The sequence below is a fragment of the Ruegeria sp. AL7 genome (genome assembly GCF_056536105.1).
In genome coordinates, this window is record NZ_JBQFJF010000001.1 from 387,869 (window position 1) to 409,213 (window position 21,345).

The following is a 21,345-nucleotide window of genomic DNA, read 5'->3' on the forward strand; positions in this document are numbered from 1 at the left end:
ATCACGCGAGCTGAACGGCCTTTGTTACCTGCTTGGCAATCTGGTGCCGGATGGGTGGCAGTTCTCCAACCACTGGCAGCAGAACGCCTTTGAACCCTGCTTGGCTCAATCCGGCGGGTACGTCTTCAATTGCGTGCCCCCCGGTGCAGGCAAAGAACGGAAGGCACAGTGCCTGGGCCCCCGTGCCGGTTGCGGCGTCGGAAATGGATGGCGGCTCTTCAACAAACCCAACGCGGACAGATTTGAAAACCAGCATTTCCTCAAGTTGAGATGCGAAGTTCAGTGCCACGGCCGACGGGTTTCGGCTACGCCCCGACCCATGTGCGGCAATGACCAGATCGGTCGACGCAGTTACCCAATTTCTTTCGGACAACTCAGATTGCAGGGCTTGCGCGGTCATTTCCGGTAGCTCTGGGTCAACACCCAATGGGTCTAGGATGCGCGCTTTGTGATCCCCTAACCGCTTGGGCAAAGCGCTGGTGACAAACCACCCATTTGCCATGAAAAGCGGATAGATGACCGTGTTCTCCGGCAGGCTGTTCAGCTTAGCCTCGAACGCGCCGGGCGCGGCCAGAGTTGCTGAATGCACCGTTACATGCTCGGTCAGGGCGTCGACTGTAGCCGCAAAGGCAGCCAGAGCAGCCTCGGCCGGTTCCGGATCGGACGGCTGGCCATGTGCGACGATGATGGCATGTGGCATTTGGATCTCCTGACACGATATGCGTTAGGTGCCTCTGTGCGAACCGAAGTCAACACTACTGTTAGCCCAGAACCGTTAGCCAAAGCCAGACAGTCAGGATGGATGTGGCTGTCCCAATGAGAACAGCCGAAGCTGCCACCCGCTTGGCGCGGCCATACATGTTAGCAAAGATATAGGCGTTGAACCCCGGCGCCATGGCTGCGTTCAACACGCCCGAGCGGAACAGATCCTGTGGCAGCCCTGTGGATTTGCCGAATATCCACACAAGGCTGGGATGCAGCATCAGCGAGATACAGCAAACAAAAGCGATGGTGCGCAGATCACCTTCGGGTTTGTATTTGACCAGTACCCCGCCCAGTGCAAACAGGGCGCCGGGCAGGGCGGCCCGCGTGATCAGACCAAGGGCTTCGTCCACCACAGCCGGGATGGCCAACCCGGACAGATTAACCACGAATCCCAGTGCAATACCAAGGATCAGCGCGTTCTTGAACATTGCGGACAGAACGGAACGCGCCATGCGTACGCCACCGTTTCCGCGATTGCGAACAACCTCCATCACCGTGATCCCTACGCCGTAACAAAACGGGGAATGGAAGGCGATAATCGCATAGTTGCCTGTCAGGTTCTCGGGACCATAAGCGCGTTCGGTAATCGGCAATCCCAGCAGAACCGAGTTAGAGAACAGGCAACAAAACCCGATTGCCACGCAGTCTTCCCATTCGCGGCCGAAAATGAAGCGCGCACCAAAAAGACCGGTGATGAAACACAACGCGGCGGCGGAATAGAAACTGGCCAAAAGCCGGGGATCGAAACTGGCGCTGAGGTCCAGATGCGCGATGGCAAGAAACAACAGGCATGGGATCGCGAACCCTTGCGTAAATCTCATCAGCCCGTCGACATGGTCTTCTTTGAAATATCCTGTTCGTGTTGCCGTGTAGCCGGCACCGATCACAAGAAAGACAGGAAGAATGACGTCAATCAGGCTTTGCAGCATTTGGCCCCCGTGCAACGGCCAGGTTGCGATATCTTATGCAAAAGGAACAGGGGCCTGAAACGCGTGATGTATCACCATCCCGTCATAGGCGGGGGTGATATTGTCCGGAGTTTCTGCATCGAGGGTCATATAATCCAGATCGATGTGCATGTTGGTTAGAATCGCCTGTTTTGGTTGCAGCTTCTCAATCCACTCAAGCGTTTTTTCCAGATGTGCATGTGTGGGATGAGGGCTTCGGCGCAGGGCGTCGATTATAAGATATTCCAACCCTTCCATTTCAGGCCATGCGTCGTCGTATATTTCGGCAACATCCGGCAAATAGGCGAGCCGTCCCATGCGAAAACCTAGAGAATCTATCGAGCCGTGATTGACCTTGAATGGACGAAACGGAATGGGCCCGCCCGGTCCGTCGATTTCGAACGGCCCGTCGATGGACTTGAGGTCGAGGATCGGAGGATAAGGTGACCCTTCGGGTTGAATGAAGGCGTATCCAAACCGCCCCAGCAGGGCGTTCTGAGTATCACCATCGGCCCAGACCGGTACACGGGTTTTCATGTTGAACACGATCATGCGCAGGTCGTCGATTCCATGGACATGATCCGCGTGAGAGTGTGTATAGACTACACCATCAAGCCGCCCGGTGCCCGTGTCCAGCAACTGGCTGCGCATGTCCGGGGTCGTATCAATCAACACTGAGGTTGTGCCGCCGGGGCCGTCACGCTCGACAAGCAGGGAACAGCGCCGGCGAATGTTCCTGGGGTTAGCAGGATCGCAAGCACCCCAGTGGCCACCCAACCGGGGTACGCCGCCTGACGATCCGCAGCCCAGAATGGTAAATCGCAATTCGGTCATGCAGCGGCCCTGTTCGTTGCCGCCTTGCTGAACAGCCGGTCAAAGTTCGCCTGAGTTTGGGCGGCAAAAGCTGGATACTCCAGACCGAACACTTCAGCCCCTTTTCGGGCTGTATGTGCGGTATAGGCCGGTTCGTTTCGCTTGCCACGATAAGGGGGCGGCGCAAGATAGGGCGCATCGGTTTCCACCAGAATGCGATCCACCGGCGCGCTTGCGAAAATGTCGCGCAACTCCTGGCTTTTGGGAAAGGCCGCAATGCCGGACATGGACAGATAAAACCCAAGATCCAGCGCGGCTTTGGCCAACTCGGCCGAGGACGAGAAACAGTGCATCACGCAGGAATAGGGCGCATTGCGATACTCTTCGGCCAGAATTTGGGCCATATCGTCGTCTGCCGCGCGGGCATGAATGATCAAAGGCAACCCTGTGCGCTGGGCTGCTTCGATATGAATGCGCAGGGATTGCTTCTGAAGCTCAGCGCTGTCGGCGGTATAGTGGTAATCCAGACCTGATTCACCGATGCCCACAAATTTGGGATGTTGTGCCAGCGCAACCAATTCATCGACCGAGACCATAGGCTCGTCAGCGGCGCTCATCGGATGGGTGCCTGCGGCGTAGAATACCGGTGCATGGGCTTCGGCAATTGCACGGACTGCGGGTTCATTGCGCAGTTTGGTGCAAATCGTCACCATCCGGGTCACGCCAGCCTCGGCCGCGCGCGAGATGATGTCGTCCAACTGACCGTCAAAATCCGGGAAGTCCAGATGGCAGTGACTGTCGGTGATCTGGGGGGTGTCGCTCATCTGACCTGGCCGGCGGTTTCCTGTATCTTGAACACCGTATCTAGGACCAGAGCGGCAGGGTCAAGGTTCACCGCCTGACCATGTCGCGCGCGGGCTGTGATTGTCGCTGCGACTTCGGCCCAGCGACGGGCCTGATCCGAAGAATCCGACAGTCTGGCCAGCGTTTCAGCTTCGTTCGGGGCGGCCTCAGAGGTCGGCGGTGCTCCGGTTGCCCCGGTCAGGGCCAGCCGAGACAAGGCGATATCGATCAGTGTCAGCAGCAGATCAAAGCGCTCGGCCGCGCCGCGTTGTGCCGCGGCCTCGGCCAGGGCCAGCGCGCGCTGCCGGTCCAGGCGGGGCAGGGTGCCCAGAATGGCAATCAGTTCGGCATAGATTTCAAGTCCGCCCAGATTGATCAGGCGAACGGCCTCCCCGACCGAGCCAGCGGCCAATGCGGCGAGATATTCGGGATGCGTCGGTAAGGTCGTCCCGGTTTGCGACAGCGCGTCCTGCATATCCCCGGCACTCAGGGACCCAAGACGCAAGGTCCGGCACCGAGAGCGGATGGTCGGCAACAAGCGCGAGGGTTGGTGCGATACCAGCAAAAGAGTTGTACGCGCCGGAGGCTCTTCCAGCATCTTCAGCAAAGCATTGGCGGCGCTGACATTCATCTCATCCGCCGAATCCACGATTACAATCCGGCGCCCACCATCGGCAGAGGACAGGCCAAAGAACTTTCCCAGCTTTCGGATGTCGTCCACAACGATTTCGTTGCGCAGCCGCCCCTGATCATTCAGCGACCGGGCTATCGCGGCCAATCCCGGCTCGGCCCCGGCCAGAATGCGACGTGACACCGGGTGGTCGCGATCAATGTCGAGCGTCTCTGGCGGTGGCGGCGCGCCAAACAGCCCACCGTCGTTTGCCAAAGGTGTTGCCAGCAAGAACCGCGCAATCCGCCAGGCCAACGTTGCCTTGCCGACGCCACGCGGCCCGGTCAGCAACCAGCCGTGGTGCAGCCGGTCCGAGTTGTAGGCGGTCAGAAACGCCTGTTCCGCCGCATCCTGACCAAAAAGCCGGACAGTCTCGCGGGGATGCGGCGCACCGGGCACCTGATCCGGAGAGGGGATTTCGTCATTCATCGTCTATCGCAAAGCAGCCTGGACGATTTCTGTCACATCCTGCGCAACGCTGTCCATGTCCCGGTTACCGTCCACCACGCGGAAACGGTCGGAAAACTCATGGGCCAGTGCCAGAAAGCCCGCCCGCATTTTCCTTTGTAGGTCCGGGCCGAAATCTTCGAACCGCTCTTCCGCGCCTTGCCGCCCTTTGGCGCGGGACAGACCGGTATCGGGGTCCATGTCGATCAGCAGCGTCAAGTCCGGCTCGCGCTTGATCATCAGGCTGTGCAGCTGATCAACAAGGCCGCGCAGATCGCCCCGCGACAGGCCCTGATACATACGTGTGCTGTCGGCAAAGCGGTCGCAGATCACCACTTGCCCTGCGGCAAGTGCGGGTTCGATCGTACGTTCCAGATGGTCGCGGCGGGCGGCCGTGAAAAGCAGGATTTCCGTTTCGGCCGACCAGCGGTCGGGATCACCTTCCAATACCAGGCTGCGGATTTCCTCCGCGCCGGGTGAGCCGCCCGGTTCACGCGTCAAAACGACCTCATGACCCTGCGCCCGCAGTTGATCCGCCAGCATCCGCGCCTGAGTTGACTTGCCTGATCCGTCAATGCCTTCGAAAGTCAGAAATAACCCCGCCTTGGTCACATCGACTCCAGTGGGTTATTGATCACGTCTTTCAGAACTATGCCGCCAACGGTCAGCATACGGACGACAAATCCACCAATTGCAACGTCTTCCGCTGCCACCAGTGGACGTCGAATTTCCGGCAATCCTTCAGGCTTGATGACAAGTTCGGCCAGTTGCTGGCCTTTCTTGACCGGTGCATTGACGGGACCCTGATACACAACTTCGGCCTTGACGTTTTGTGTGCCCAGAACCGGAAACAGAACCGTCAGATCGCCGTCAGGTACAAGACCAACAGTCTTTTTCTCGCCCATCCACAGCTTGGCTTCGGCTATCGGCGTTTCCGCGTTGGCAACTGTCCTCTCGACAAAATTTCGAAACGACCAGTTAACCACGGCCTCAGCCTCCTCTGCCCGTTGACCGGTGCTGTCCAGCCCGCTGAGGACAAAGATGACACGGCGATCGCCTTGTTTGGCAGACCCGACCAGGCCGTATCCGGCCTCCTGCGTGTGGCCGGTTTTCAGGCCATCCGCGCCAATGCTCAGTTTCAGCAATGGATTGCGGTTACGGGCATTCGATGGCGCACGGCCATCGAATTCGAATACCTCTTCTGAAAACAGGGGGTAGTATTCGGGAAAGTCGGTAATCAGCCTGTCGGCCAGAACCGCAAGATCATGAACCGACATCATATGTCCGGCGGCAGGCCAACCGTTCGAGTTCGCGAAATTCGAGTTGTTCATACCGATCTGCTTTGCGCGCTGGGTCATATAGCGGGCAAACCCGGCCTCTGTCCCGTCAGGGCTTAGCGCCTCGGCCAGGACCACGCAGGCGTCGTTGCCTGACAGAACGATGATGCCGCGCAGCAGGTCCTCGACCCGAACCCGGTCCTGCGTGTTCAGAAACATGGTCGAGCCGCCATAGCTCATCGCGTGTTCGGACACGGGCAGGGTTTCGTCCAGCGTCAGTCTTCCGTCACGCAGCGCTTCGAAAGCAACATACAGCGTCATGAGCTTGGACATGGATGCAGGAGGCAAGGGCTGATCGGCGTCTTTCGCCAAAAGCACCGTACCGGTGGTCTGATCGATCACATAAGCCGCGCGGGCAGATGTATCAAAAGCCTGAGCCGGGATTGCCAGAACGGCAAGCCCAATGGCCAGAACAGAAGTTCGCAATGAGGATAGCATGTTATGCCTCCTTGTATCAGTCGGACACGGTGAACGCATCTTTGAAACCAAGGTCCTTTACATCTTTTTGAATGGCCTTGCGTTCGGCCCGGGTTGCGGCAGGGCCAACCAGGACCCGCCATACTGTTTTGTTTTCGGTTTTCAGTTCCCGCACAACAGTCGACATGCCATTCCGGCGCACTTTCTCGGCGGCGGCATTCGCATTTGCTTCGACGCTGAACGTGCCGATCTGCACAAATGGTTTGCTCAGCGGAGACGCAGCGCCTGTTGCCGCCGCTGCGGCCGGAACCGCTTCGGTCGCGTCAATCGCGGATGCAGCGCCTTCGATGGGATCCAGTGGCGTTTCGGTGATCTCAGTGGGGTCTTTCTTTTGCCACCACTTCCGTTTTGCAGGCTTTTCAGCGGGGGCTTCGACCGGCGCGTCCGACAACGCCGGTGCAGCTGCGGCTACCGCTACATCTGCGGCCACATCAACACTGTCTGTCGCGACGTCCGCCGCAGCCACGGTGGCTCCCGCAGCCGCTGCTGCTGCTGGCTCTTTTTTCTGCCACCACTTCCGCTTGGCGGGTTTTTCTTCAGCGGGCTCTGTTGGGTCCTCAGTGGCTGATGCCGCAGCTGTGGTCGTGTCCGTACCTTCGGTCGCTGCGTTGGCAGAACTTGCCGCATCCGCCGCAACCACTGCCGAACCGGCTGCTGCCGCTGGCGCCTTCTTTTGCCACCATTTCGGCTTGGCCGGTTTTTCGGTATCTGCCGCGGATGGATCGTCGGTGGCCGCGGTGTCCGATACCGCAGCCGTATCTGCCGCCTCGTCTTCCGGTTTGGGCGCGTCCTCGGGTGGTGATTCCTTTACAGCTTCACGGCGCAAAGCGACCACACTGACCTTTGTCGGCGCGCCCGCCAGCATTCCGAGCTGTTCCGCAGCCGCAGATGAGACCTGTAGCGCCGGGCCGGGCAGGTTGCGTTCACGTCGGAACAGGGCCCCTGTTACAGACTTGTTGTTTGCGGTGTTCGTAATTACGACACGCTCGGGCTGGGATACTTCCGGATAGGCAACCCAGATCCCGCCCAGCGAGGGCCTGCCATCCCAAAGCCCCGCTTCGGTGACCTGAAAAACCTCGGGGGCTTCGACGTCACGCTGCGAGCCCGAGGCTACCTCGGGAAGGAGTTCGGTTTTGTTTGAGTTTTCTTCAGGTTTTTCAGCCTCTTGAAGAATATCTTCACACCCGCTTAAAACTGTCAAAGTCAACGCCAGATACGCCAACCGTTTCGGTCCCGGGCGTGTCATGATCGCTCGCTTCATCTGCTTATCCCTTGCCTGAAGGGGTCTCGTCCTCGGAACCCCGCTGCCGGTCTGCTGGTTCTGCTTGCCAGCCTGTTTCGGTCTATTTCGGGGATCATAACGCGGCTGAAGAGTCATGGAAAGACCGCTGCGCGGGCTTCGGCAAGAAATCCCGATTTCGACTTGCCTCTGGCCGAACTTGCGCTTAGACCCTGCCTTCGACGGGGAGGTGGCAGAGTGGTCGAATGCGGCGGTCTTGAAAACCGTTGGGCGTGAGAGCGTCCCCAGGGTTCGAATCCCTGTCTCCCCGCCACCCATACCCGTCTCACTTCAGTTGTGTTTTCTGACCCGGAATTGTGCCGCAATTTCCGCGAGTTGGCGCGTGCGCTTTCAATCAGAGACGGAGCAGACTGTACATTCAGAGCGCAATTCCGGCCGCAGTCTCAGTGCCGCATTTTGGCGGGGTCGCTTTGGGCTGGATTTCCCTGATACCCGGCAATTTACAGGGAATTTTCGTGAAACGGGTCTGAGTTCGGTCATTTCTCCTGTCAGAACTGCATGTTTTTCAGAGGTTTATGTTGCAAATTCCCTAAAAAGCGGAACAGGGAATTTTCTCGCGGGAACAGGGAATTGTTCCAGCGGATCAGGGAGGGCGAACCCTGTATCAGGGACGCAGGATCTGAAGCTATCAAAAGCCGAACTGGCGTTCCTGTTCGGACCAATTAAGTGGGTGGGTCACGCTGACCAGACGCTTGAGTGTGAGTTCGGGCGGTTGGGTCCCGTCTAGAATCGCGGCCTGAATCTTCGGGGAGAGAAACGCGAGCTGGGCGCGGGTGCGGATGAATGCGCCGGGAACGCTTTCACGGCGTGCAATTTCCATCAGTTGAATCCCGGCATTCAGATCGCGCGCCCAGCCATGGGCGCGGAGCAGCATGGACTGGAGGTGAGGATCGGGTTGGGGTGAAATGTCTCCAGCGATGATCTTGGCCTCGACACCGCGGCGGCGCAGATCGAAAGATGCGGTGACGTGGGTGAGATCCGGGTGCAGATGATCGGCCGCGATGCCAAGTGCGCTTGCCAGAGTTTTGGGGTTAAATTCGAGGTCGATCTGTCCTCGTGCAATTTTGCCTTTGGCCATAAGAGCAGCGCCGACCTGACCGCCTTGGCCTAGAAGCCGGGTTACTAAATCTGCAACTGTAGTCTGCACTGCATCGGCTGACCCGGCCTCCGGTTGCGCCAGTACTTGGTGCGCCGCGGCTGCGTCTTGCAGATGTCTGACGATGACATCAATGACTGCGTGTTCCAGCGCCGGGCCGGGCAGTCGCCAGCCGGAGAAATCCTTGCCACCCGAGATCAGTCGATTGGAGACGTAATAGCGCAACCGTCGGCCTTTGCGTGTGGTGTGGGTCGGCGTCAACCGATCACCTGTTTCGTCCTGTAGCAGACCGGTGAGCCAGGCGCCGGGGTCATTGGAGTGTTGGCGCGTATCAGAGCCGCCGCGTGCACGGGAGCGATTGGAGGCCTGTCGCATTTTTTCCTGTACCCGGTCCCAAACACGTTGGTCGATGATCGCCGTATGTTGTCCGTCCCAGTTCTTATTCTTGTGGCGAATTTTTCCGAGATAAGCCGGGTTGCGCAGCAGGTAATAGATCTGACCGCGTGACAGCGGACAATCCCCTTTCATGCTTCCATCCGCCCGAACAACCCGTTTCGACCGCAGGTCTTCTGCCGTTGCCCGTTCTTCTACTTTGCGCAGGCAACCCAGCTCGTCATAAAGCCCAAAGAGATGCCGGACCGTTTTCGCTTCCTCTTCATTCACGACCAGCGTTCTTGCCTTCGGATCGGGGTGGCGGTCATAGCCGAGGGGCAGGTTGCCACCCATCCAAAGCCCCTTTTTCTTGGACGCCGCGATTTTGTCGCGAATACGTTCGGCGGTGACTTCCCGTTCAAACTGAGCAAAGGATAACAGCACATTCAGGGTCAACCGACCCATGGATGAGGAGGTGTTGAATGCTTGTGTGACGGACACAAAGGAACAGTTTGCCTGTTCCAGCCGTTCGATCAGCTTCGAGAAATCGGCAAGCGAGCGGGTCAGCCGGTCAATCTTGTAAACCACCACCATGTCAATACGCCCGGCATCGATCTCTTCAAGAAGGCGTTGAATGGCAGGGCGTTCGAGTGTACCGCCGGACAGGCCGCCGTCATCGTAGCGCCCGGGTAGTAGGGTCCAGCCTTCGTGTCGCTGGCTGGCGACATAGGCTGCGCAGGCCTCATATTGCGCATCCAGCGAATTAAAGTCCTGATCCAATCCATCTTCTGAGGACTTGCGCGTGTAGATGGCGCATCGGATTTTACGGCGCGGGCTCATTTGGCCGCCTTGCCGGTGAGCCCGAAGAAACGCGGCCCTGACCAATGCGCACCGGTAATCTCTCGGGCGTTGGCCGAGAGCGAGTGATGGGACCGACTGTTCCAGACAAAGCCGTCCTCTGTAACGTCCACTACATGGGTCACGCCATTCCACTCGCGCAGCAGGCGCCCGCCGGGTTTAAGAGCAGGGCAGGCTGGCCGGGGTTTTTTCTCGGAACCCTTTTCCAGCGTGGCTTTGACCTGGCGGGGTAGCCCGCCATGACGGCGGGACTGCATCTCAAAGGCGATAAAACGGCGCAGGAAGGGTTGGCTGAGCATGGCGGGGGCTGGTTGATCAAACAGTTTCTGCCAGAGCGTGACCAGATCCGATCGACCCATGGCGGCGAGATCGGCGACATCGCTCGTCTTGGTCATGACGTTTCTCCAGTTCCCGCCGCCAGATGATATGTGGATGCTCCATTTGGTTTGTCGGAGGTCCGCCGTTCAATCGTCGCGCCTTTCTTCCGAAACCCACTCAATGCCGCTCGGACCGAATGAGGCTGCCACCCCGTTGCTTTGCAGAGCGCCTCAAGGCTGGCACCGTTCGGGCGATGCAACAAAGCTTGCACCTTGTCAATTTTGGTTTGTTTGGATTTGGACATGTATCGTCTCCTCTGATCTGGGGCTGGCGGAATGCCGAACCCCGGTACCGAGGAGCGCCCGAATGGCTCGGGCGTGGGTTCAGTGATGCGTGGTTCACAGCAACAGTCCAGCTCTTTCTGGGGCGATCTCTGGAGGGGTGTGTATTGCAGGGCGTTGCTGCCGTACCCCCGATTATTCGTCAACAATCTTAATTGGTTACTTTTTTGTTTGGGGGTTGCAATTGCAAAAGCCCGTGCATAGATTCTAGCCAGCCCTGCAAGGGACAAGGTCCCACCGGGAGGTGAATACATCTCCCAGGCAGCATTCGGCGCCGCATTTCTTGAAGCGGATAAGACCGAGAGCATTCGAAGGGGCAACGAACCGGATCGATTGGTCCGGAGAGTTGCTACTCGTGCTCTCTCCGAATTCCCAACACGATCCTTTCTTGTCGACGCTAACAAGCGTCAAACGAAAGGAGGCGGCTATGTCTGCCAAAAAACCACAGAGCGACGCCAAGGCGTCCAACACGCCGATCTGGATGGCGGACAAAGTCGTCCAATCTCAGATCAGCCAAATCAAGCCCTACGCCAACAACAACCGCGTGCACGCGGCCAAGAATATCGACAAGCTGAAAGCGTCGGTGGGCAAGTTTGGCTTTGTCACTCCGATCCTGTTGGATGGTTCGGGCACAATCATCGCGGGCCATGGCCACTATGAAGCCGCTAAGGCTCTGGGGTTGATGTCCGTGCCGACTGTTGTCGCGGATCACTTGTCAGACGCGGAAGTGCGCGCTCTGCGCATTGCGGATAACAAGCTGGCGGAATTGTCCGACTGGAACGGAGCGGCGCTCCAAATTGAGTTTGCCGAGCTGATGGATCTCAGCCTAGATGGCGAGCTGGACTTTGATCTGGACATCACCGGTTTTGAGACACCGGAGATCGACATCATCATCGATGGCGCGGATGAGGCCACGGAGACTGGAGCGGAAACTGTTGAGACTCCGGACCCTGCGGCACCTGTAGTCACGCAGCCGGGCGACCTCTGGATTCTTGGAGATCACCGCATCTTCTGCGGAGATGCCCTGCAAGCGCAAAGCCACCTCACCTTGCTGGAAGGCGAGAGTCCGCAGATGGTGTTCACCGATCCTCCTTATAACGTACCGGTCAATGGGCATGTCCGTTGCGGCATCGGCGGCGATCATCGCGATTTTGCCATGGCGTCGGGAGAAATGTCGGACAGCGAGTTCCGCAGCTTTCTCTCGGACGTGAACAACCGGCTGTTTGACTGTCTGCCGGATGGGGGCATCGCAATGATCTGCATGGACTGGCGTCACATCGAAGAACTGATTGCAACGGGCAAGGCAGGAGGCTTTGATCTCATCAACCTCTGCGCGTGGAACAAGACAAACGGAGGCATGGGCAGCCTTTACCGGTCCAAGCACGAGCTGGTTTGCATCTTCAAGAAGCCCGGTGCACCGCATATCAACAATGTCGAGTTGGGCAAACACGGGCGCAACCGGACCAATGTTTGGGATTATGCGGGCGTGAACAGCTTTGGGGTAGGGCGCGAAGCGGACCTTGCGGATCATCCCACGGTTAAGCCGACAGCTTTGGTGGCAGATGCCATCATGGATGTGAGTCATCGCGGCGATGTTGTGCTGGACGCCTTTGGCGGTTCTGGCGCGACCTTGCTGGCAGCGGAGAAAACAGGACGCCGGGCGCGGCTGATTGAGCTCGACCCGGCCTATGTCGATGTCGCCATCCGCCGCTGGCAGGAGATGACCGGTGAGAGTGCCGTGCACGCGGTAAAAGGCCAGACGTTCGATGCGCGTTCTGCGGCAACCGATGCCCCCCTAGAGCAAGAGGTGGGCCATGTCTGACGATACGAAAGACTACGAGGTTGGTTACGGCAAACCGCCCAAAGCGACCCAATTCAAGAAAGGCCGATCTGGCAATCCGAAAGGTCGGCCGAAAGGTGCCAAAGGGGTGAATGCCAGCTTGAAACGCGAACTGGAAACCAAGATCACAGTCCGCGAAGGCAACCACGAAATCCGGATTTCCAAGGCGGAGGCAGTTGCCAAGCGGCTCACGGCAGGCGCGTTGAAGGGCGACACGAAATTGTTGATGGCGCTGCTGAAGCTGGACACAGATCTGTTCAACACAAGTGAATTGGGCGCGCAAGAAAGCGTCCGTGCGTTTGAGCCGGACGCTGTCGACTACGACATCCTCCGGGATTTCTTTTCCAGTCACCCGGATGGTGACGGCGGTCCGGAAGATGAGGAGGCCAATGATGTCAGCTCCTGATCCCAAAATGGTCCGGCAAGTTGCTCGCGAGGTTTGCCGGGATAATTTCTTTCCCTTTGTGTGGCGTGTGTTTGACACGCTGCATCAAGGGACTGACCGCAGCTTTGATCCAGCCTGGCATGTGCGCGCCATGTGCCATGAGTTGGACAACGTTCGCGTCGGCGAGAACAAACGATTGATCATCAACATTCCGCCGCGGTGCCTGAAATCCGTAACAGTGGCCGTTGCGTATGTTGCCTATCTTCTCGGGCATAACCCCAGCGCCAAAATCATTGTTGCCAGCTACGGGCTGGATCTGGCGCGCAAGCATTCCGAAGATTGTCGACGGATCATGTCCGCGCGCTGGTACCGGGGAATGTTCCCTGAAACGGTCTTGGCTAAAAAGGGCAACACCTCAGAAGAAATCCGCACCACAAAGGGAGGCAGCCGTAAGGCTGTCTCCATTGGAAGTTCTGTTACTGGTCATGGTGCTGATTACATCATCATCGATGATCTGCTGAAAGCGGGTGATGCCGGCTCCGAAGCCGAGCTGGTCAAAGCACAGGAGTTCATTGAGGGGACTTTGCTGTCGCGCTTTGACAACCCGTCCGAGGGACGCGTGGTTATGGTTGCACAACGGCTGCACGAGATGGATCCTCCGGGGTATCTGCTGGAACGCGGGACTTATCGGCATCTGAATCTGCCTGCCATCGCCGAAGACCATGAGACGGTGCCCCTTGGGCTTGGAAGGGTTATGCGCCGCAAACCTGGCGATCTCCTGTGCCCGTCGCGCCTGGATCAGCAAACGTTGGATACGAAGCGTCGCGAAATGGGCGCGGCCGTGTTCAACTGCCAATATCAGCAGAACCCCATTGCTCCCGACGGGTCACCCCTGCGCTGGGAGTGGTTCCGTACTTACGAGACCATCGAAGATCGCCGCTGGTATCAGCTTGTCGTTCAAAGCTGGGATACGGGGATGTCTGCGGATCCCAGGTCCGACTTCTCGGTCTGTACAACCTGGGGGTTCCGCGAAAACGCGTGGTACCTTCTTGACGTCTGGCGTGGGCAGGTGGACTACCCAGGCCTGAAAGCCAAGGCACTGCAGCTTGTCCGCGATTGGGATCCGGATCGAGTTCTGATCGAAGATGCCGCTTCTGGCAAACCGCTTCTGGACGAATTGTTTCGTGATGACCGCCGGCGCTATGAACGCATTAGACCTGACAAGGACAAGGAAACCCGGTTCCAGTCCGCGTGCGGTCCTGTCGAAGAGGGCAAGGTGTACCTGCCTGCAGACGCGCCCTGGCTGGCGACGTTCAAACGCGAATTGCAGTCCTTTCCACGCGGTCGCAATGACGATCAGGTCGACAGCTTTGCCCACTTTGTGAACTGGTCCAAGGGACCGGGCTTCTACCGGGCGCTAGGCCATGATCATCAGATAAACATCGAACGTCGCGAGCGCCGTCGCGAGCGGATCAGACGGCGGTAGAACAGGAATCAAAGTTCGAGGCCGGTAGTCGGCCTTGAACCGCCCAGCGAAACCTTGGCCATTGGGCCCGAAAGGGCGTATTTTGTTGAAAAACTCGGGCTTGATCGGTTGGTAAGTTGCTGATTCAATTCTTCCTAAAGGGAGGGATCAGCCATGATGGGACCGAGACAGGAAGCGCAAGCGTCGCTGTTTTACGAGTTCTCGCTGGAGGATCATGTCCCGCAAGACCACCTTTTGCGCTCGATTGATCGGTTCGTCGATCTGGGCAGCATTCGCGCGCACCTTACGGATTTCTAAAGCCACACGGGCCGGCCCTCCGTCGATCCCGAACTGCTGATCCGCATGCTGTTGGTTGGCTATTGCTTCGGTATTCGATCCGAGCGACGGCTCTGCGAAGAGGTGCATTTGAACCTGGCATACCGCTGGTTCTGCCGTCTCGACTTGAACGACCGGGTGCCAGACCATTCCACGTTTTCCAAGAACCGGCACGGCCGTTTCCGGGAAAGCGAACTGTTGCGTCGTCTGTTTGAGACAACTGTGGCACGCTGCATTGAGGAAGGTCTCGTCAGCGGCCAGCGCATGGCGATTGATGCCAGCCTGATCGAAGCCGATGCTAACAAACGGAACTCAACACCGAAGGAAGACTGGGACGCGGCAAGCATTGACCCGGCAGATGCGTCCCGAGCGGTCCGCGAGTATCTCGACACGCTGGACGAGGCGGCATTCGGCGCGGCCAGCGAGGTACAGCCCAAGTTCACCTCACATTCTGACCCCGCCAGCCAATGGACTGCAGCCCGCAAAGGCCCTGCATTCTTCAGCTATTCCGACAATTATCTGATTGATACGGATCACGGTGTAATCGTCGATGTCGAAGCCACCAGATCAATCCGACAGGCAGAAGTCGGTTCAACAAAGACGATGTTGAACCGGGTCAAAGACAAGTTCGACCTGCACCCAGAACGGTTAATCGCAGATACCGCTTACGGTTCCGGCCCCATGCTGGACTGGCTGGTGAAGACAAGTTCGACCTGCACCCAGAACATAAAGTCCAAAGCGATGTCGTCCGAGCCTGAGATCAGTTGGATCTTGCCTTCATACCGAGTGGCAATATCGATTGCGCGCTGCAACACACCCGAGCTCTCCTTGATTCCGATGACACGCGGGTTGTCTGCGAAGTGATCCATCAGCTCGAAACTGATATCGCTGCCGTCCTTGGCCGGGTAACTGTAAAGCACCAGATTCACATCAACCTCGGCCAGCACAGTTTCATAGTGCCTGATCAGTTCGTCCTGCGTCGGACGGGTGTAGAAAGGCGGCGCAACAGCACGTTGTCATAGCCGATCTCCTTGGCCATGGCGGTCTGTTCGATCACTTGCCGTGTAGCGGGCGCGTTGGTGCCGGCGATCAGAATCTCGTCATCGTTGGCGAACTCCTTGACGAATTGCAGAACCTGCTGCCGTTCCTCGGTCGACTGGCTGAAATATTCGCCGGTCGAGCCATTTGGCACCCAGCCCGTCACGCCCGCATCCCGGAAATGGGTCAGGAGGGTTTCGAAGGCGTCAAAGTCGATCTTGTTCGCCGCATCAAACGGTGTGACCAAGGCGGGCATGACACCCGAGAGTTTCACATTGTAGCTCATATCAACTTCCTCAGATTACGGCGCGTTCGATGACGCGTTCGCCTTTGGCAAAGCGCTCATAGAGAAACGGTGACAGGTCCATCGAACGAAATTCGCCATAGATGATTTGCTCGGCGACACCCCGACCTACTGCGGGGCCTTGTTGCGATCCATGCCCTGATGATCCGTTGGTAAAATGGAAATTCGACACCTCGTCATGCGGACCTATCACCACGTTGAAATCGAACGTGTTGAAATCGTAGTGCCCAATCCAATAGTCGATGACTTCAACATCCTTGAACTGTGGAATACGGTTGCGGATGATCGGGTGAACCTTGTCTTCCCAGATGGTTTCCTCTGCCGAAAAGTCGTCTGGGTCGACGGTTGCATCCTCGCCCAGAGGCGGACAGCCAACCAGGTAATCATCGCCGAATTGTCGGAAATGCACGCCTGTCGGGTCGATGGTCAGGGGCAGGTCGCGATCCAGCGGTTTTTTGGCGCGGAAAATGAACGTATAGCGCCGCTTGGCTTGAATATCGAGTTTGACACCGGCCATACCGGCGATCGTTCCGACACGGGTTCCTGCGGCATTGACGATGGCGCCCGCCGCAATGACTTCGCCTGTGGCGAGGGTCACGCCGGTTACCTTGTTGCGGTCGCGCGTGATCGCGGTGACTGTGTTCTGAACATAGTCGACACCGCCTTCGACCGACTTTTTGATAAGCCATTCGATCATCAGAGGGGCGTTGTAATAGCCTTCGTCGACGGTGTTCAGGCTGCCCGCTTCGATGTCATCGAGGTTGTAGAACGGATACGCTGCCGCAATCTCTTCGGGCGCCACCATTTTGGTGCCTGCACCACATTCCTCCTGAACGCTTTGGTCCCGTTGCAGAACCTTGGTCAAATCCGGGGAGTCAGAGAGATAGAGATAACCGAAGTTGCGGATGCTGAGTTCGGGCACCTTCGGGTCACCGCCCAGGTTTTTGCGAAAATCGCGCACGAACTCTGCCGCGTACTGCCCAATCTTCACGTTGATTGGGTTGGCAAACTGCTGGCGCATGCAGTTGTTCGAGGCCCCGGTCTGGGCCTTTGAGAAGGTCGGGTCGGGCTCAACCACAAGAACCTTGCCCTTGAAGTCAGGATTCGAGGCCAGAAACCACGCAGTGCAGGCCCCCATCGTGGCACCGCCGATAATCACGACGTCATAGGCATCATGCTTCGGGGTTGCTGAAAACACAGGGAGATCCATCTCCCAAGAGGAGTCTTTCGAAGTCGGTTTCATGATTTTGTCTTTCGCGCTGGAACTCGGATCAGACCGAGCGTGTAATGCCGCCATCCACGCGGATGTTCTGGCCAGTTATATAGGCGCCGCCTTCCGAGGCCAGGAAAGCCACGGTCGCGGCAACTTCGTCATACGATTTGCCGTACCGCTCCATTGGGATCTTCGCCAGGAAATCCGGGTTTTCCGGCAGGCTGTCGATGAAGCCCGGCAAGACGTTGTTCATACGAACGTTGTCGGCGGCGTATTTGTCCGCAAACAGCTTGGTATAGGCCGCAAGCCCCGCTCGCATCACGCCCGAGGTCGGGAAAACCGCATCGGGTTCAAACGCGGCAAAGGTCGAGATGTTGATGATCGTGCCCGACTTCTGTTCAAGCATAATCGGCGCTACAATCCGCGTGGCACGTACAGAGTTCAGGAAGTAAACCTCCATGCCCTCATGCCAGTCGCCGTCGCTGATTTCCAGCACCGGCGCCCGCGGACCGTGACCGGCCGAGTTGACCAGCACATCGACGCGACCCCATTTCTCCATGGCCGCATCGACGAGCTTCTGCATGTCCGCGCTGGATTTGTTGGTGCCGGTCACGCCGATACCGCCCAATTCCTGTGCCAGAGCCTCGCCCTTGCCCGACGAAGACAGAATGGCGACATTGAAGCCGTCAGCCGCAAGCCGACGGGCGCTGTCTGCTCCCATGCCGCTGCCGCCGCCCATAATGATCGCTACTTTCTTGTCAGCCATTTTCCGTCTCCGTGAACCTCGTTGTATCCGTCTGGGTCCAACATCGGGCCTATCACAGCATTTGACCAATCAGTAATTCTGTCTTAACGCTGTAGAAATTCTACTCCCTTGGAGCAAGTACCATGCGCAAGCTACCACCATTGAACTCTTTGAAGGCTTTCGAGGCTTCGGGGCGTCATCTAAATTTCCGGCTTGCCGCGGAAGAGCTTGGTGTCACCCAGGGTGCCGTTGCGCAACAGGTGCGCGCGCTTGAAGAGTTGTTGAAAATCAAACTGTTTGAACGACAAGCCCGCGGATTGTCATTGACGGATGAAGGCCGGAAATACCTTCCCCCGATCCGCCGCGCCTTCGAGATGATGGCCGAAGCAACAGCCAATCTGTCGCCTCAGGACACCGTGGTGACAATCAGCTCAACCCCCTCTTTTGCAACAAAGTGGCTGGTGCCAAAACTGGGGACACTTGCCTTGGATCACCCCGAGATTCGCGTTCGCATGGACGCATCGAACGCGCTTGCGAATTTCCAGACAGATGGAGTCGACATTGCGATCCGTCAGGGCAAGCCCCCCTTCGGGCCGGGCCTTCTGGCGGAGCCGCTGTTCAATGCAGAGCTGATTGCGGTCTGCCATCCGGACCTTGCCGATGGCTCTAACTCGATCCGTTCCCCACAAGACCTGTTGACCCAGGTACTGCTGGAAGACACTCATGGCCAATGGCCCCTGTTTCTCGAAGCCGCACTTGGCGATCAGCCTGTTTCGGCTCTCAAGACAATGGCGTTCAGCCAAACGTCGCTCGCGATTGATGCTGCAATTGCCCGACAAGGCGTGGCGCTGACGAACCGGGAATTTGTCGAAGCTGATCTTCAATCTGGCCGGCTTTGCCAGCCGTTCGATATCTCGGTGACGACGGAAGAGGGATATTACGTGGTGGCCCCTCGAGCCCCCAGGAAACCTGAAGTTGTGGCAACAGTCAGGAATTGGTTGAAGGAACAAGCGTAGCTCGCAGGGCGGAAGAGCGCTCAAGTCCGCCGCCTCGTTCCAAAGCAATTGTGGCGCGTGATGATTCCCCGACTTTCTCACCTTCTTTGCAATCGACAGCATTGTCCGCTCTTCTGAACTCCGCCTGTATTCGAGCTTTGCTCGCGCAGCGAATGTCTCCTCTGATGAGCCGCACCGCAGCGATGGTGATCAAGGTCGAACGACGGCTATGGGCCGATTTCGCCCACAAGTTCGGACGTTCTGAGGACTCGGGTACTCAGACTTAGCTGCTTCAAATGACTAGGTTCCTTGGCCGCCCAAACACGTCGCCTAGTGTCTAAAGTCCAATGCTCAGGCGGGTTCTATACTTTGGCCATATCCCATAAACTGATCAACATGGTCAGGTTACGCCAACAAATTTTGAAGTGGAAAACTGAGGCAAGGCGAAGACTGGTTGCAAGTACTGGTGGACCCTTCGAGCAACGAGACAAACGAGCTCTTTCGGAGACTTGCCGAAGATAACCCATTGATGACGATTGCGTTCATCCTCGGGGGGTGTCGGCACGACACCTTGCGGTGGAGCACTGTATCGGCGATCGGGCCGGTTCGCCGCGCCCAAGAACGAAATTGTGAGCGGACTACGAGCTACATGGTTCGGTCGTCATTCCGCCGTCAAAGGCACACGTCAACCGCCAGAAGCCTCTGCAACACATCCATCTGCAATTTTCAGACCCCCAATCTGCGCTAACAAACTGACGATCGCGTCAACGCCCGTTCGGTGGCGTAGGGCCGAAAACACGAAAGGTCGGCCCTTTCGAATTTGCGTGGCGTCGCGCTCCATCACTTCGAGCGACGCGCCGACATTGGGGGCGAGATCTGTTTTGTTGATGATCAGAATGTCCGATTTCGTTATCGCAGGACCGCCCTTGCGCGGAATTTCCTCACCCGCTGCAACGTCGATCACGTAGAGTGTCAGGTCCGCCAGTTCCGGGCTGAATGTGGCCGACAAATTGTCGCCGCCGCTTTCGATCAGAACTATATCCAAGCCGGGGTGACGGGCCTGCATCTCTGCCACGGCGGCCAGATTGATCGAGGCATCCTCGCGGATCGCGGTATGCGGGCAACCGCCGGTTTCGACACCGATAATCCGGTCCCGGGGCAGAATCTGCATCCGCATCAACGCTTCGGCATCCTCTTGCGTATAAATGTCGTTGGTGATGACACCAATCGAAAAGGCCTCGCCCAGGGCCTCTGCCAAAGCGGCAGTCAGGGTCGTTTTACCAGCGCCAACCGGGCCGCCGATACCAACGCGCAGGGGGCCGTTCATACTGCTCATGTTCGGAATATCCTTGAATATTGAGTTTCATGTTTCATCGACAAGATATCGGACAGGAATGCGGTTGAACCCAGTTCATCAAGGCCCGTGTGTTGTGCTGTTTCCGCAATCGAAGTGCAGAGCGGGGTCAGATCACGAATCAGCCGCTGAGCATCGGTCTGTCCCAAAGGGACAAGGCGGGTTGCGCAGGCCACAAGATTGCTCATGAAGGCCTGAAGGAACATCTGCGACACCAGCGGGCGCGGCAGATTCTGCATCCGCGCGGCACGGCCCACCGCGACCGGGTAGGTGAGGCGCCGCAGGTCGAGCCCCCAGATATCTCCGGTCACGGATCCGAAAGCCTGACCCAGAAGGTCGGATTCCATCAGCCGTTCCGACCCGGCGCAAAAGGCGCGGGCGGAGGCATCGATTCGGGCCAACGCGGCCCTGTCATCGGCGTTATACGCGGCCACAAGAAATAGCGCGTCATTCCAGCCCGAGCCATGTTGCAGTATCGTGGCGACCCAGTCGCCTGTCTGGTTTGCGCTGGCGACCCGGCCCAGTTCAATCGCTGCCTCCAGCCCGTGGGAATAGGCGAAGCCCCCAACCGGATAGGCGGGGGACAACCATTGGGTCAGTGTCAGGATGTCAGAGCTAGTGGGCGTGACCATGGGTCCTGCCGTGGCCATAGGCCCCGCCTTCGGGGGTGAAGGGTTCGACGACTTCGCGAATATCGGCCCCCAGTTTCATCAGCATGTCGCGAATGACGTGATCGCGCTGGATCAGCAGCCTGTCAGATTCGATTTGGCAGGGTGTGTGCCGGTTGCCGATATGCCAGGCAAGGCGCAGCAGGTGGTCACCCTTTACCTCCAGCAGCTCTTCGGGGGCCGCGACGATTTCAATCTCACGACCGTCTTCCAATACCAGAACCCCGCCATGATCCAGCGATTTGGTGTTGGAGAGATCAACCAGAAACGCCTCGCCATCATCCGTGGCCAGCATCTTGCGGCGCAGGAAGCGGCCATCATAGTCCAGCGAGACCTGCGCATGAGCGGGTGCATGCGCATGGTCGTGGTAGATACGAGCGGTTTTGATCGCGGTGGTCATCTTGGTGCTCCTTGTATC

22 protein-coding genes, 1 tRNA gene and 1 pseudogene are annotated in these 21,345 nt (G+C 57.9%); 6 read left to right on the forward strand and 18 right to left on the reverse strand.

Going from position 1 to position 21,345, the window contains the following annotated elements; all coding sequences use genetic code 11:
- Window position 1 precedes the first annotated feature (1 nt).
- The 8 genes from ACR3E2_RS01960 to ACR3E2_RS01995 all read right to left on the reverse strand — a co-directional run bounded on the left by ACR3E2_RS01960 (window position 2) and on the right by ACR3E2_RS01995 (window position 7,560).
- Window positions 2-700 carry a CbiX/SirB N-terminal domain-containing protein gene (locus ACR3E2_RS01960; protein ID WP_480481766.1) on the reverse strand — a complete coding sequence of 233 codons (699 nt, stop codon included), beginning with the start codon at window positions 698-700 and terminating at the stop codon, window positions 2-4.
- Window positions 701-761: 61 nt separating this feature from the next.
- Window positions 762-1,694, reverse strand: coding sequence for an AEC family transporter (locus tag ACR3E2_RS01965; protein ID WP_480481765.1), 933 nt, complete (start codon window positions 1,692-1,694; stop codon window positions 762-764).
- Window positions 1,695-1,727: 33 nt separating this feature from the next.
- Window positions 1,728-2,546, reverse strand: a complete 819-nt coding sequence (locus ACR3E2_RS01970; RefSeq protein ID WP_267362766.1) for an MBL fold metallo-hydrolase — start codon at window positions 2,544-2,546, stop codon at window positions 1,728-1,730.
- Window positions 2,543-3,349 carry a TatD family hydrolase gene (locus tag ACR3E2_RS01975; RefSeq protein ID WP_480481764.1) on the reverse strand — a complete coding sequence of 269 codons (807 nt, stop codon included), beginning with the start codon at window positions 3,347-3,349 and terminating at the stop codon, window positions 2,543-2,545. Before ACR3E2_RS01975 ends, ACR3E2_RS01970 begins: the two co-directional genes overlap by 4 nt.
- On the reverse strand, window positions 3,346-4,467 hold the full coding sequence (locus tag ACR3E2_RS01980; RefSeq protein ID WP_480481763.1) for a DNA polymerase III subunit delta': 1,122 nt from the start codon (window positions 4,465-4,467) through the stop codon (window positions 3,346-3,348). Before ACR3E2_RS01980 ends, ACR3E2_RS01975 begins: the two co-directional genes overlap by 4 nt.
- 3 nt (window positions 4,468-4,470) lie before the next feature.
- Complete coding sequence (gene tmk / locus ACR3E2_RS01985; RefSeq protein WP_267362759.1) at window positions 4,471-5,097, reverse strand: dTMP kinase; 627 nt, start codon at window positions 5,095-5,097, stop codon at window positions 4,471-4,473.
- The gene (locus tag ACR3E2_RS01990) at window positions 5,094-6,260 is read right to left on the reverse strand and encodes a D-alanyl-D-alanine carboxypeptidase family protein (RefSeq protein WP_480481762.1); all 1,167 of its coding nucleotides are present in this window, start codon (window positions 6,258-6,260) and stop codon (window positions 5,094-5,096) included. Before ACR3E2_RS01990 ends, tmk begins: the two co-directional genes overlap by 4 nt.
- 16 nt (window positions 6,261-6,276) lie before the next feature.
- Entirely contained in the window at window positions 6,277-7,560 is a 1,284-nt protein-coding gene (locus ACR3E2_RS01995) for an SPOR domain-containing protein (RefSeq protein WP_480481761.1), read from the reverse strand.
- Between the two features lie 202 nt (window positions 7,561-7,762).
- Here ACR3E2_RS01995 and ACR3E2_RS02000 point away from each other — a divergent pair.
- Window positions 7,763-7,852: transfer RNA gene (locus ACR3E2_RS02000), tRNA-Ser, on the forward strand.
- Between the two features lie 375 nt (window positions 7,853-8,227).
- Here ACR3E2_RS02000 and ACR3E2_RS02005 read toward each other — a convergent pair.
- Genes ACR3E2_RS02005 through ACR3E2_RS02015 form a run of 3 tightly spaced genes read right to left on the reverse strand, consistent with a single transcriptional unit; the run spans window position 8,228 to window position 10,892 of the window.
- Entirely contained in the window at window positions 8,228-9,907 is a 1,680-nt protein-coding gene (locus ACR3E2_RS02005; RefSeq protein WP_480481760.1) for a recombinase family protein, read from the reverse strand.
- The gene (locus ACR3E2_RS02010) at window positions 9,904-10,320 is read right to left on the reverse strand and encodes a DUF2924 domain-containing protein (RefSeq protein ID WP_480481759.1); all 417 of its coding nucleotides are present in this window, start codon (window positions 10,318-10,320) and stop codon (window positions 9,904-9,906) included. Before ACR3E2_RS02010 ends, ACR3E2_RS02005 begins: the two co-directional genes overlap by 4 nt.
- Entirely contained in the window at window positions 10,317-10,892 is a 576-nt protein-coding gene (locus ACR3E2_RS02015; protein WP_480492678.1) for a DUF3489 domain-containing protein, read from the reverse strand. The genes ACR3E2_RS02010 and ACR3E2_RS02015 overlap by 4 nt, the downstream gene beginning before the upstream one ends.
- A 119-nt stretch (window positions 10,893-11,011) precedes the next feature.
- On the opposite strand from ACR3E2_RS02015, the gene ACR3E2_RS02020 reads away from it, so the two are divergent.
- From ACR3E2_RS02020 to ACR3E2_RS02035, 4 genes and pseudogenes are all read left to right on the forward strand, one after another.
- Window positions 11,012-12,406, forward strand: coding sequence for a site-specific DNA-methyltransferase (locus tag ACR3E2_RS02020; protein ID WP_480481757.1), 1,395 nt, complete (start codon window positions 11,012-11,014; stop codon window positions 12,404-12,406).
- Window positions 12,399-12,830: a DUF5681 domain-containing protein gene (locus ACR3E2_RS02025; RefSeq protein ID WP_480481756.1), complete on the forward strand. Its 432-nt coding sequence runs from the start codon at window positions 12,399-12,401 to the stop codon at window positions 12,828-12,830. The genes ACR3E2_RS02020 and ACR3E2_RS02025 overlap by 8 nt, the downstream gene beginning before the upstream one ends.
- Window positions 12,817-14,295, forward strand: a complete 1,479-nt coding sequence (terL, locus tag ACR3E2_RS02030; protein ID WP_480481755.1) for a phage terminase large subunit — start codon at window positions 12,817-12,819, stop codon at window positions 14,293-14,295. The genes ACR3E2_RS02025 and terL overlap by 14 nt, the downstream gene beginning before the upstream one ends.
- Before the next feature lie 153 nt (window positions 14,296-14,448).
- Window positions 14,449-15,309, forward strand: a pseudogene (locus tag ACR3E2_RS02035) (transposase); the annotation flags it as partial.
- Here the strand turns inward: ACR3E2_RS02035 and ACR3E2_RS02040 are convergent.
- The 4 genes from ACR3E2_RS02040 to ACR3E2_RS02055 are packed head-to-tail and all read right to left on the reverse strand — an operon-like array spanning window position 15,276 to window position 17,931.
- Window positions 15,276-15,557, reverse strand: a complete 282-nt coding sequence (locus tag ACR3E2_RS02040) for a dihydrodipicolinate synthase family protein (protein WP_480481754.1) — start codon at window positions 15,555-15,557, stop codon at window positions 15,276-15,278. The pseudogene ACR3E2_RS02035 and the gene ACR3E2_RS02040 sit on opposite strands and share 34 nt — an antisense overlap.
- Window positions 15,558-15,574: 17 nt before the next feature.
- A complete protein-coding gene (locus ACR3E2_RS02045) occupies window positions 15,575-15,934 on the reverse strand; it encodes a dihydrodipicolinate synthase family protein (protein ID WP_480481753.1) in 360 nt (119 codons plus the stop codon).
- A 10-nt stretch (window positions 15,935-15,944) separates the two neighbouring features.
- A complete protein-coding gene (locus tag ACR3E2_RS02050; protein WP_480481752.1) occupies window positions 15,945-17,195 on the reverse strand; it encodes an NAD(P)/FAD-dependent oxidoreductase in 1,251 nt (416 codons plus the stop codon).
- A gap of 28 nt (window positions 17,196-17,223) precedes the next feature.
- Window positions 17,224-17,931 carry an SDR family oxidoreductase gene (locus ACR3E2_RS02055; RefSeq protein WP_480476254.1) on the reverse strand — a complete coding sequence of 236 codons (708 nt, stop codon included), beginning with the start codon at window positions 17,929-17,931 and terminating at the stop codon, window positions 17,224-17,226.
- A gap of 122 nt (window positions 17,932-18,053) precedes the next feature.
- Between ACR3E2_RS02055 and gcvA the strand changes: the two genes are divergently transcribed.
- Window positions 18,054-18,926 carry a transcriptional regulator GcvA gene (gcvA, locus tag ACR3E2_RS02060; RefSeq protein ID WP_480476256.1) on the forward strand — a complete coding sequence of 291 codons (873 nt, stop codon included), beginning with the start codon at window positions 18,054-18,056 and terminating at the stop codon, window positions 18,924-18,926.
- Window positions 18,927-19,590: 664 nt separating this feature from the next.
- On the opposite strand, the gene ureG is transcribed toward gcvA, so the two are convergent.
- The 3 genes from ureG to ureE are packed head-to-tail and all read right to left on the reverse strand — an operon-like array spanning window position 19,591 to window position 21,327.
- A complete protein-coding gene (gene ureG, locus ACR3E2_RS02065; RefSeq protein WP_480481751.1) occupies window positions 19,591-20,241 on the reverse strand; it encodes an urease accessory protein UreG in 651 nt (216 codons plus the stop codon).
- Window positions 20,238-20,909: an urease accessory protein UreF gene (locus tag ACR3E2_RS02070; RefSeq protein ID WP_245220424.1), complete on the reverse strand. Its 672-nt coding sequence runs from the start codon at window positions 20,907-20,909 to the stop codon at window positions 20,238-20,240. Before ACR3E2_RS02070 ends, ureG begins: the two co-directional genes overlap by 4 nt.
- Window positions 20,875-21,327 (reverse strand): urease accessory protein UreE, encoded by a 453-nt coding sequence (gene ureE, locus ACR3E2_RS02075; protein ID WP_209504410.1) that lies wholly within the window; start codon window positions 21,325-21,327, stop codon window positions 20,875-20,877. The genes ACR3E2_RS02070 and ureE overlap by 35 nt, the downstream gene beginning before the upstream one ends.
- Between the last annotated feature and the right edge of the window lie 18 nt (window positions 21,328-21,345).

Excerpts from the sequence above, each read along its gene's own strand:
- ACR3E2_RS01960 (WP_480481766.1), bottom strand. The coding sequence starts at position 700 with ATGCCACATGCCATCATCGTCGCACATGGCCAGCCGTCCGATCCGGAA.
- ACR3E2_RS01965 (WP_480481765.1), bottom strand. The coding sequence starts at position 1,694 with ATGCTGCAAAGCCTGATTGACGTCATTCTTCCTGTCTTTCTTGTGATC.
- ACR3E2_RS01970 (WP_267362766.1), bottom strand. The coding sequence starts at position 2,546 with ATGACCGAATTGCGATTTACCATTCTGGGCTGCGGATCGTCAGGCGGC.
- ACR3E2_RS01975 (WP_480481764.1), bottom strand. The coding sequence starts at position 3,349 with ATGAGCGACACCCCCCAGATCACCGACAGTCACTGCCATCTGGACTTC.
- ACR3E2_RS01980 (WP_480481763.1), bottom strand. The coding sequence starts at position 4,467 with ATGAATGACGAAATCCCCTCTCCGGATCAGGTGCCCGGTGCGCCGCAT.
- ACR3E2_RS01990 (WP_480481762.1), bottom strand. The coding sequence starts at position 6,260 with ATGCTATCCTCATTGCGAACTTCTGTTCTGGCCATTGGGCTTGCCGTT.
- ACR3E2_RS01995 (WP_480481761.1), bottom strand. The coding sequence starts at position 7,560 with ATGAAGCGAGCGATCATGACACGCCCGGGACCGAAACGGTTGGCGTAT.
- ACR3E2_RS02005 (WP_480481760.1), bottom strand. The coding sequence starts at position 9,907 with ATGAGCCCGCGCCGTAAAATCCGATGCGCCATCTACACGCGCAAGTCC.
- ACR3E2_RS02010 (WP_480481759.1), bottom strand. The coding sequence starts at position 10,320 with ATGACCAAGACGAGCGATGTCGCCGATCTCGCCGCCATGGGTCGATCG.
- ACR3E2_RS02015 (WP_480492678.1), bottom strand. The coding sequence starts at position 10,892 with ATGCTCTCGGTCTTATCCGCTTCAAGAAATGCGGCGCCGAATGCTGCC.
- ACR3E2_RS02020 (WP_480481757.1), top strand. The coding sequence starts at position 11,012 with ATGTCTGCCAAAAAACCACAGAGCGACGCCAAGGCGTCCAACACGCCG.
- ACR3E2_RS02025 (WP_480481756.1), top strand. The coding sequence starts at position 12,399 with ATGTCTGACGATACGAAAGACTACGAGGTTGGTTACGGCAAACCGCCC.
- terL (WP_480481755.1), top strand. The coding sequence starts at position 12,817 with ATGTCAGCTCCTGATCCCAAAATGGTCCGGCAAGTTGCTCGCGAGGTT.
- ACR3E2_RS02045 (WP_480481753.1), bottom strand. The coding sequence starts at position 15,934 with ATGAGCTACAATGTGAAACTCTCGGGTGTCATGCCCGCCTTGGTCACA.
- ACR3E2_RS02050 (WP_480481752.1), bottom strand. The coding sequence starts at position 17,195 with ATGAAACCGACTTCGAAAGACTCCTCTTGGGAGATGGATCTCCCTGTG.
- ACR3E2_RS02055 (WP_480476254.1), bottom strand. The coding sequence starts at position 17,931 with ATGGCTGACAAGAAAGTAGCGATCATTATGGGCGGCGGCAGCGGCATG.
- gcvA (WP_480476256.1), top strand. The coding sequence starts at position 18,054 with ATGCGCAAGCTACCACCATTGAACTCTTTGAAGGCTTTCGAGGCTTCG.
- ureG (WP_480481751.1), bottom strand. The coding sequence starts at position 20,241 with ATGAGCAGTATGAACGGCCCCCTGCGCGTTGGTATCGGCGGCCCGGTT.
- ACR3E2_RS02070 (WP_245220424.1), bottom strand. The coding sequence starts at position 20,909 with ATGGCCACGGCAGGACCCATGGTCACGCCCACTAGCTCTGACATCCTG.
- ureE (WP_209504410.1), bottom strand. The coding sequence starts at position 21,327 with ATGACCACCGCGATCAAAACCGCTCGTATCTACCACGACCATGCGCAT.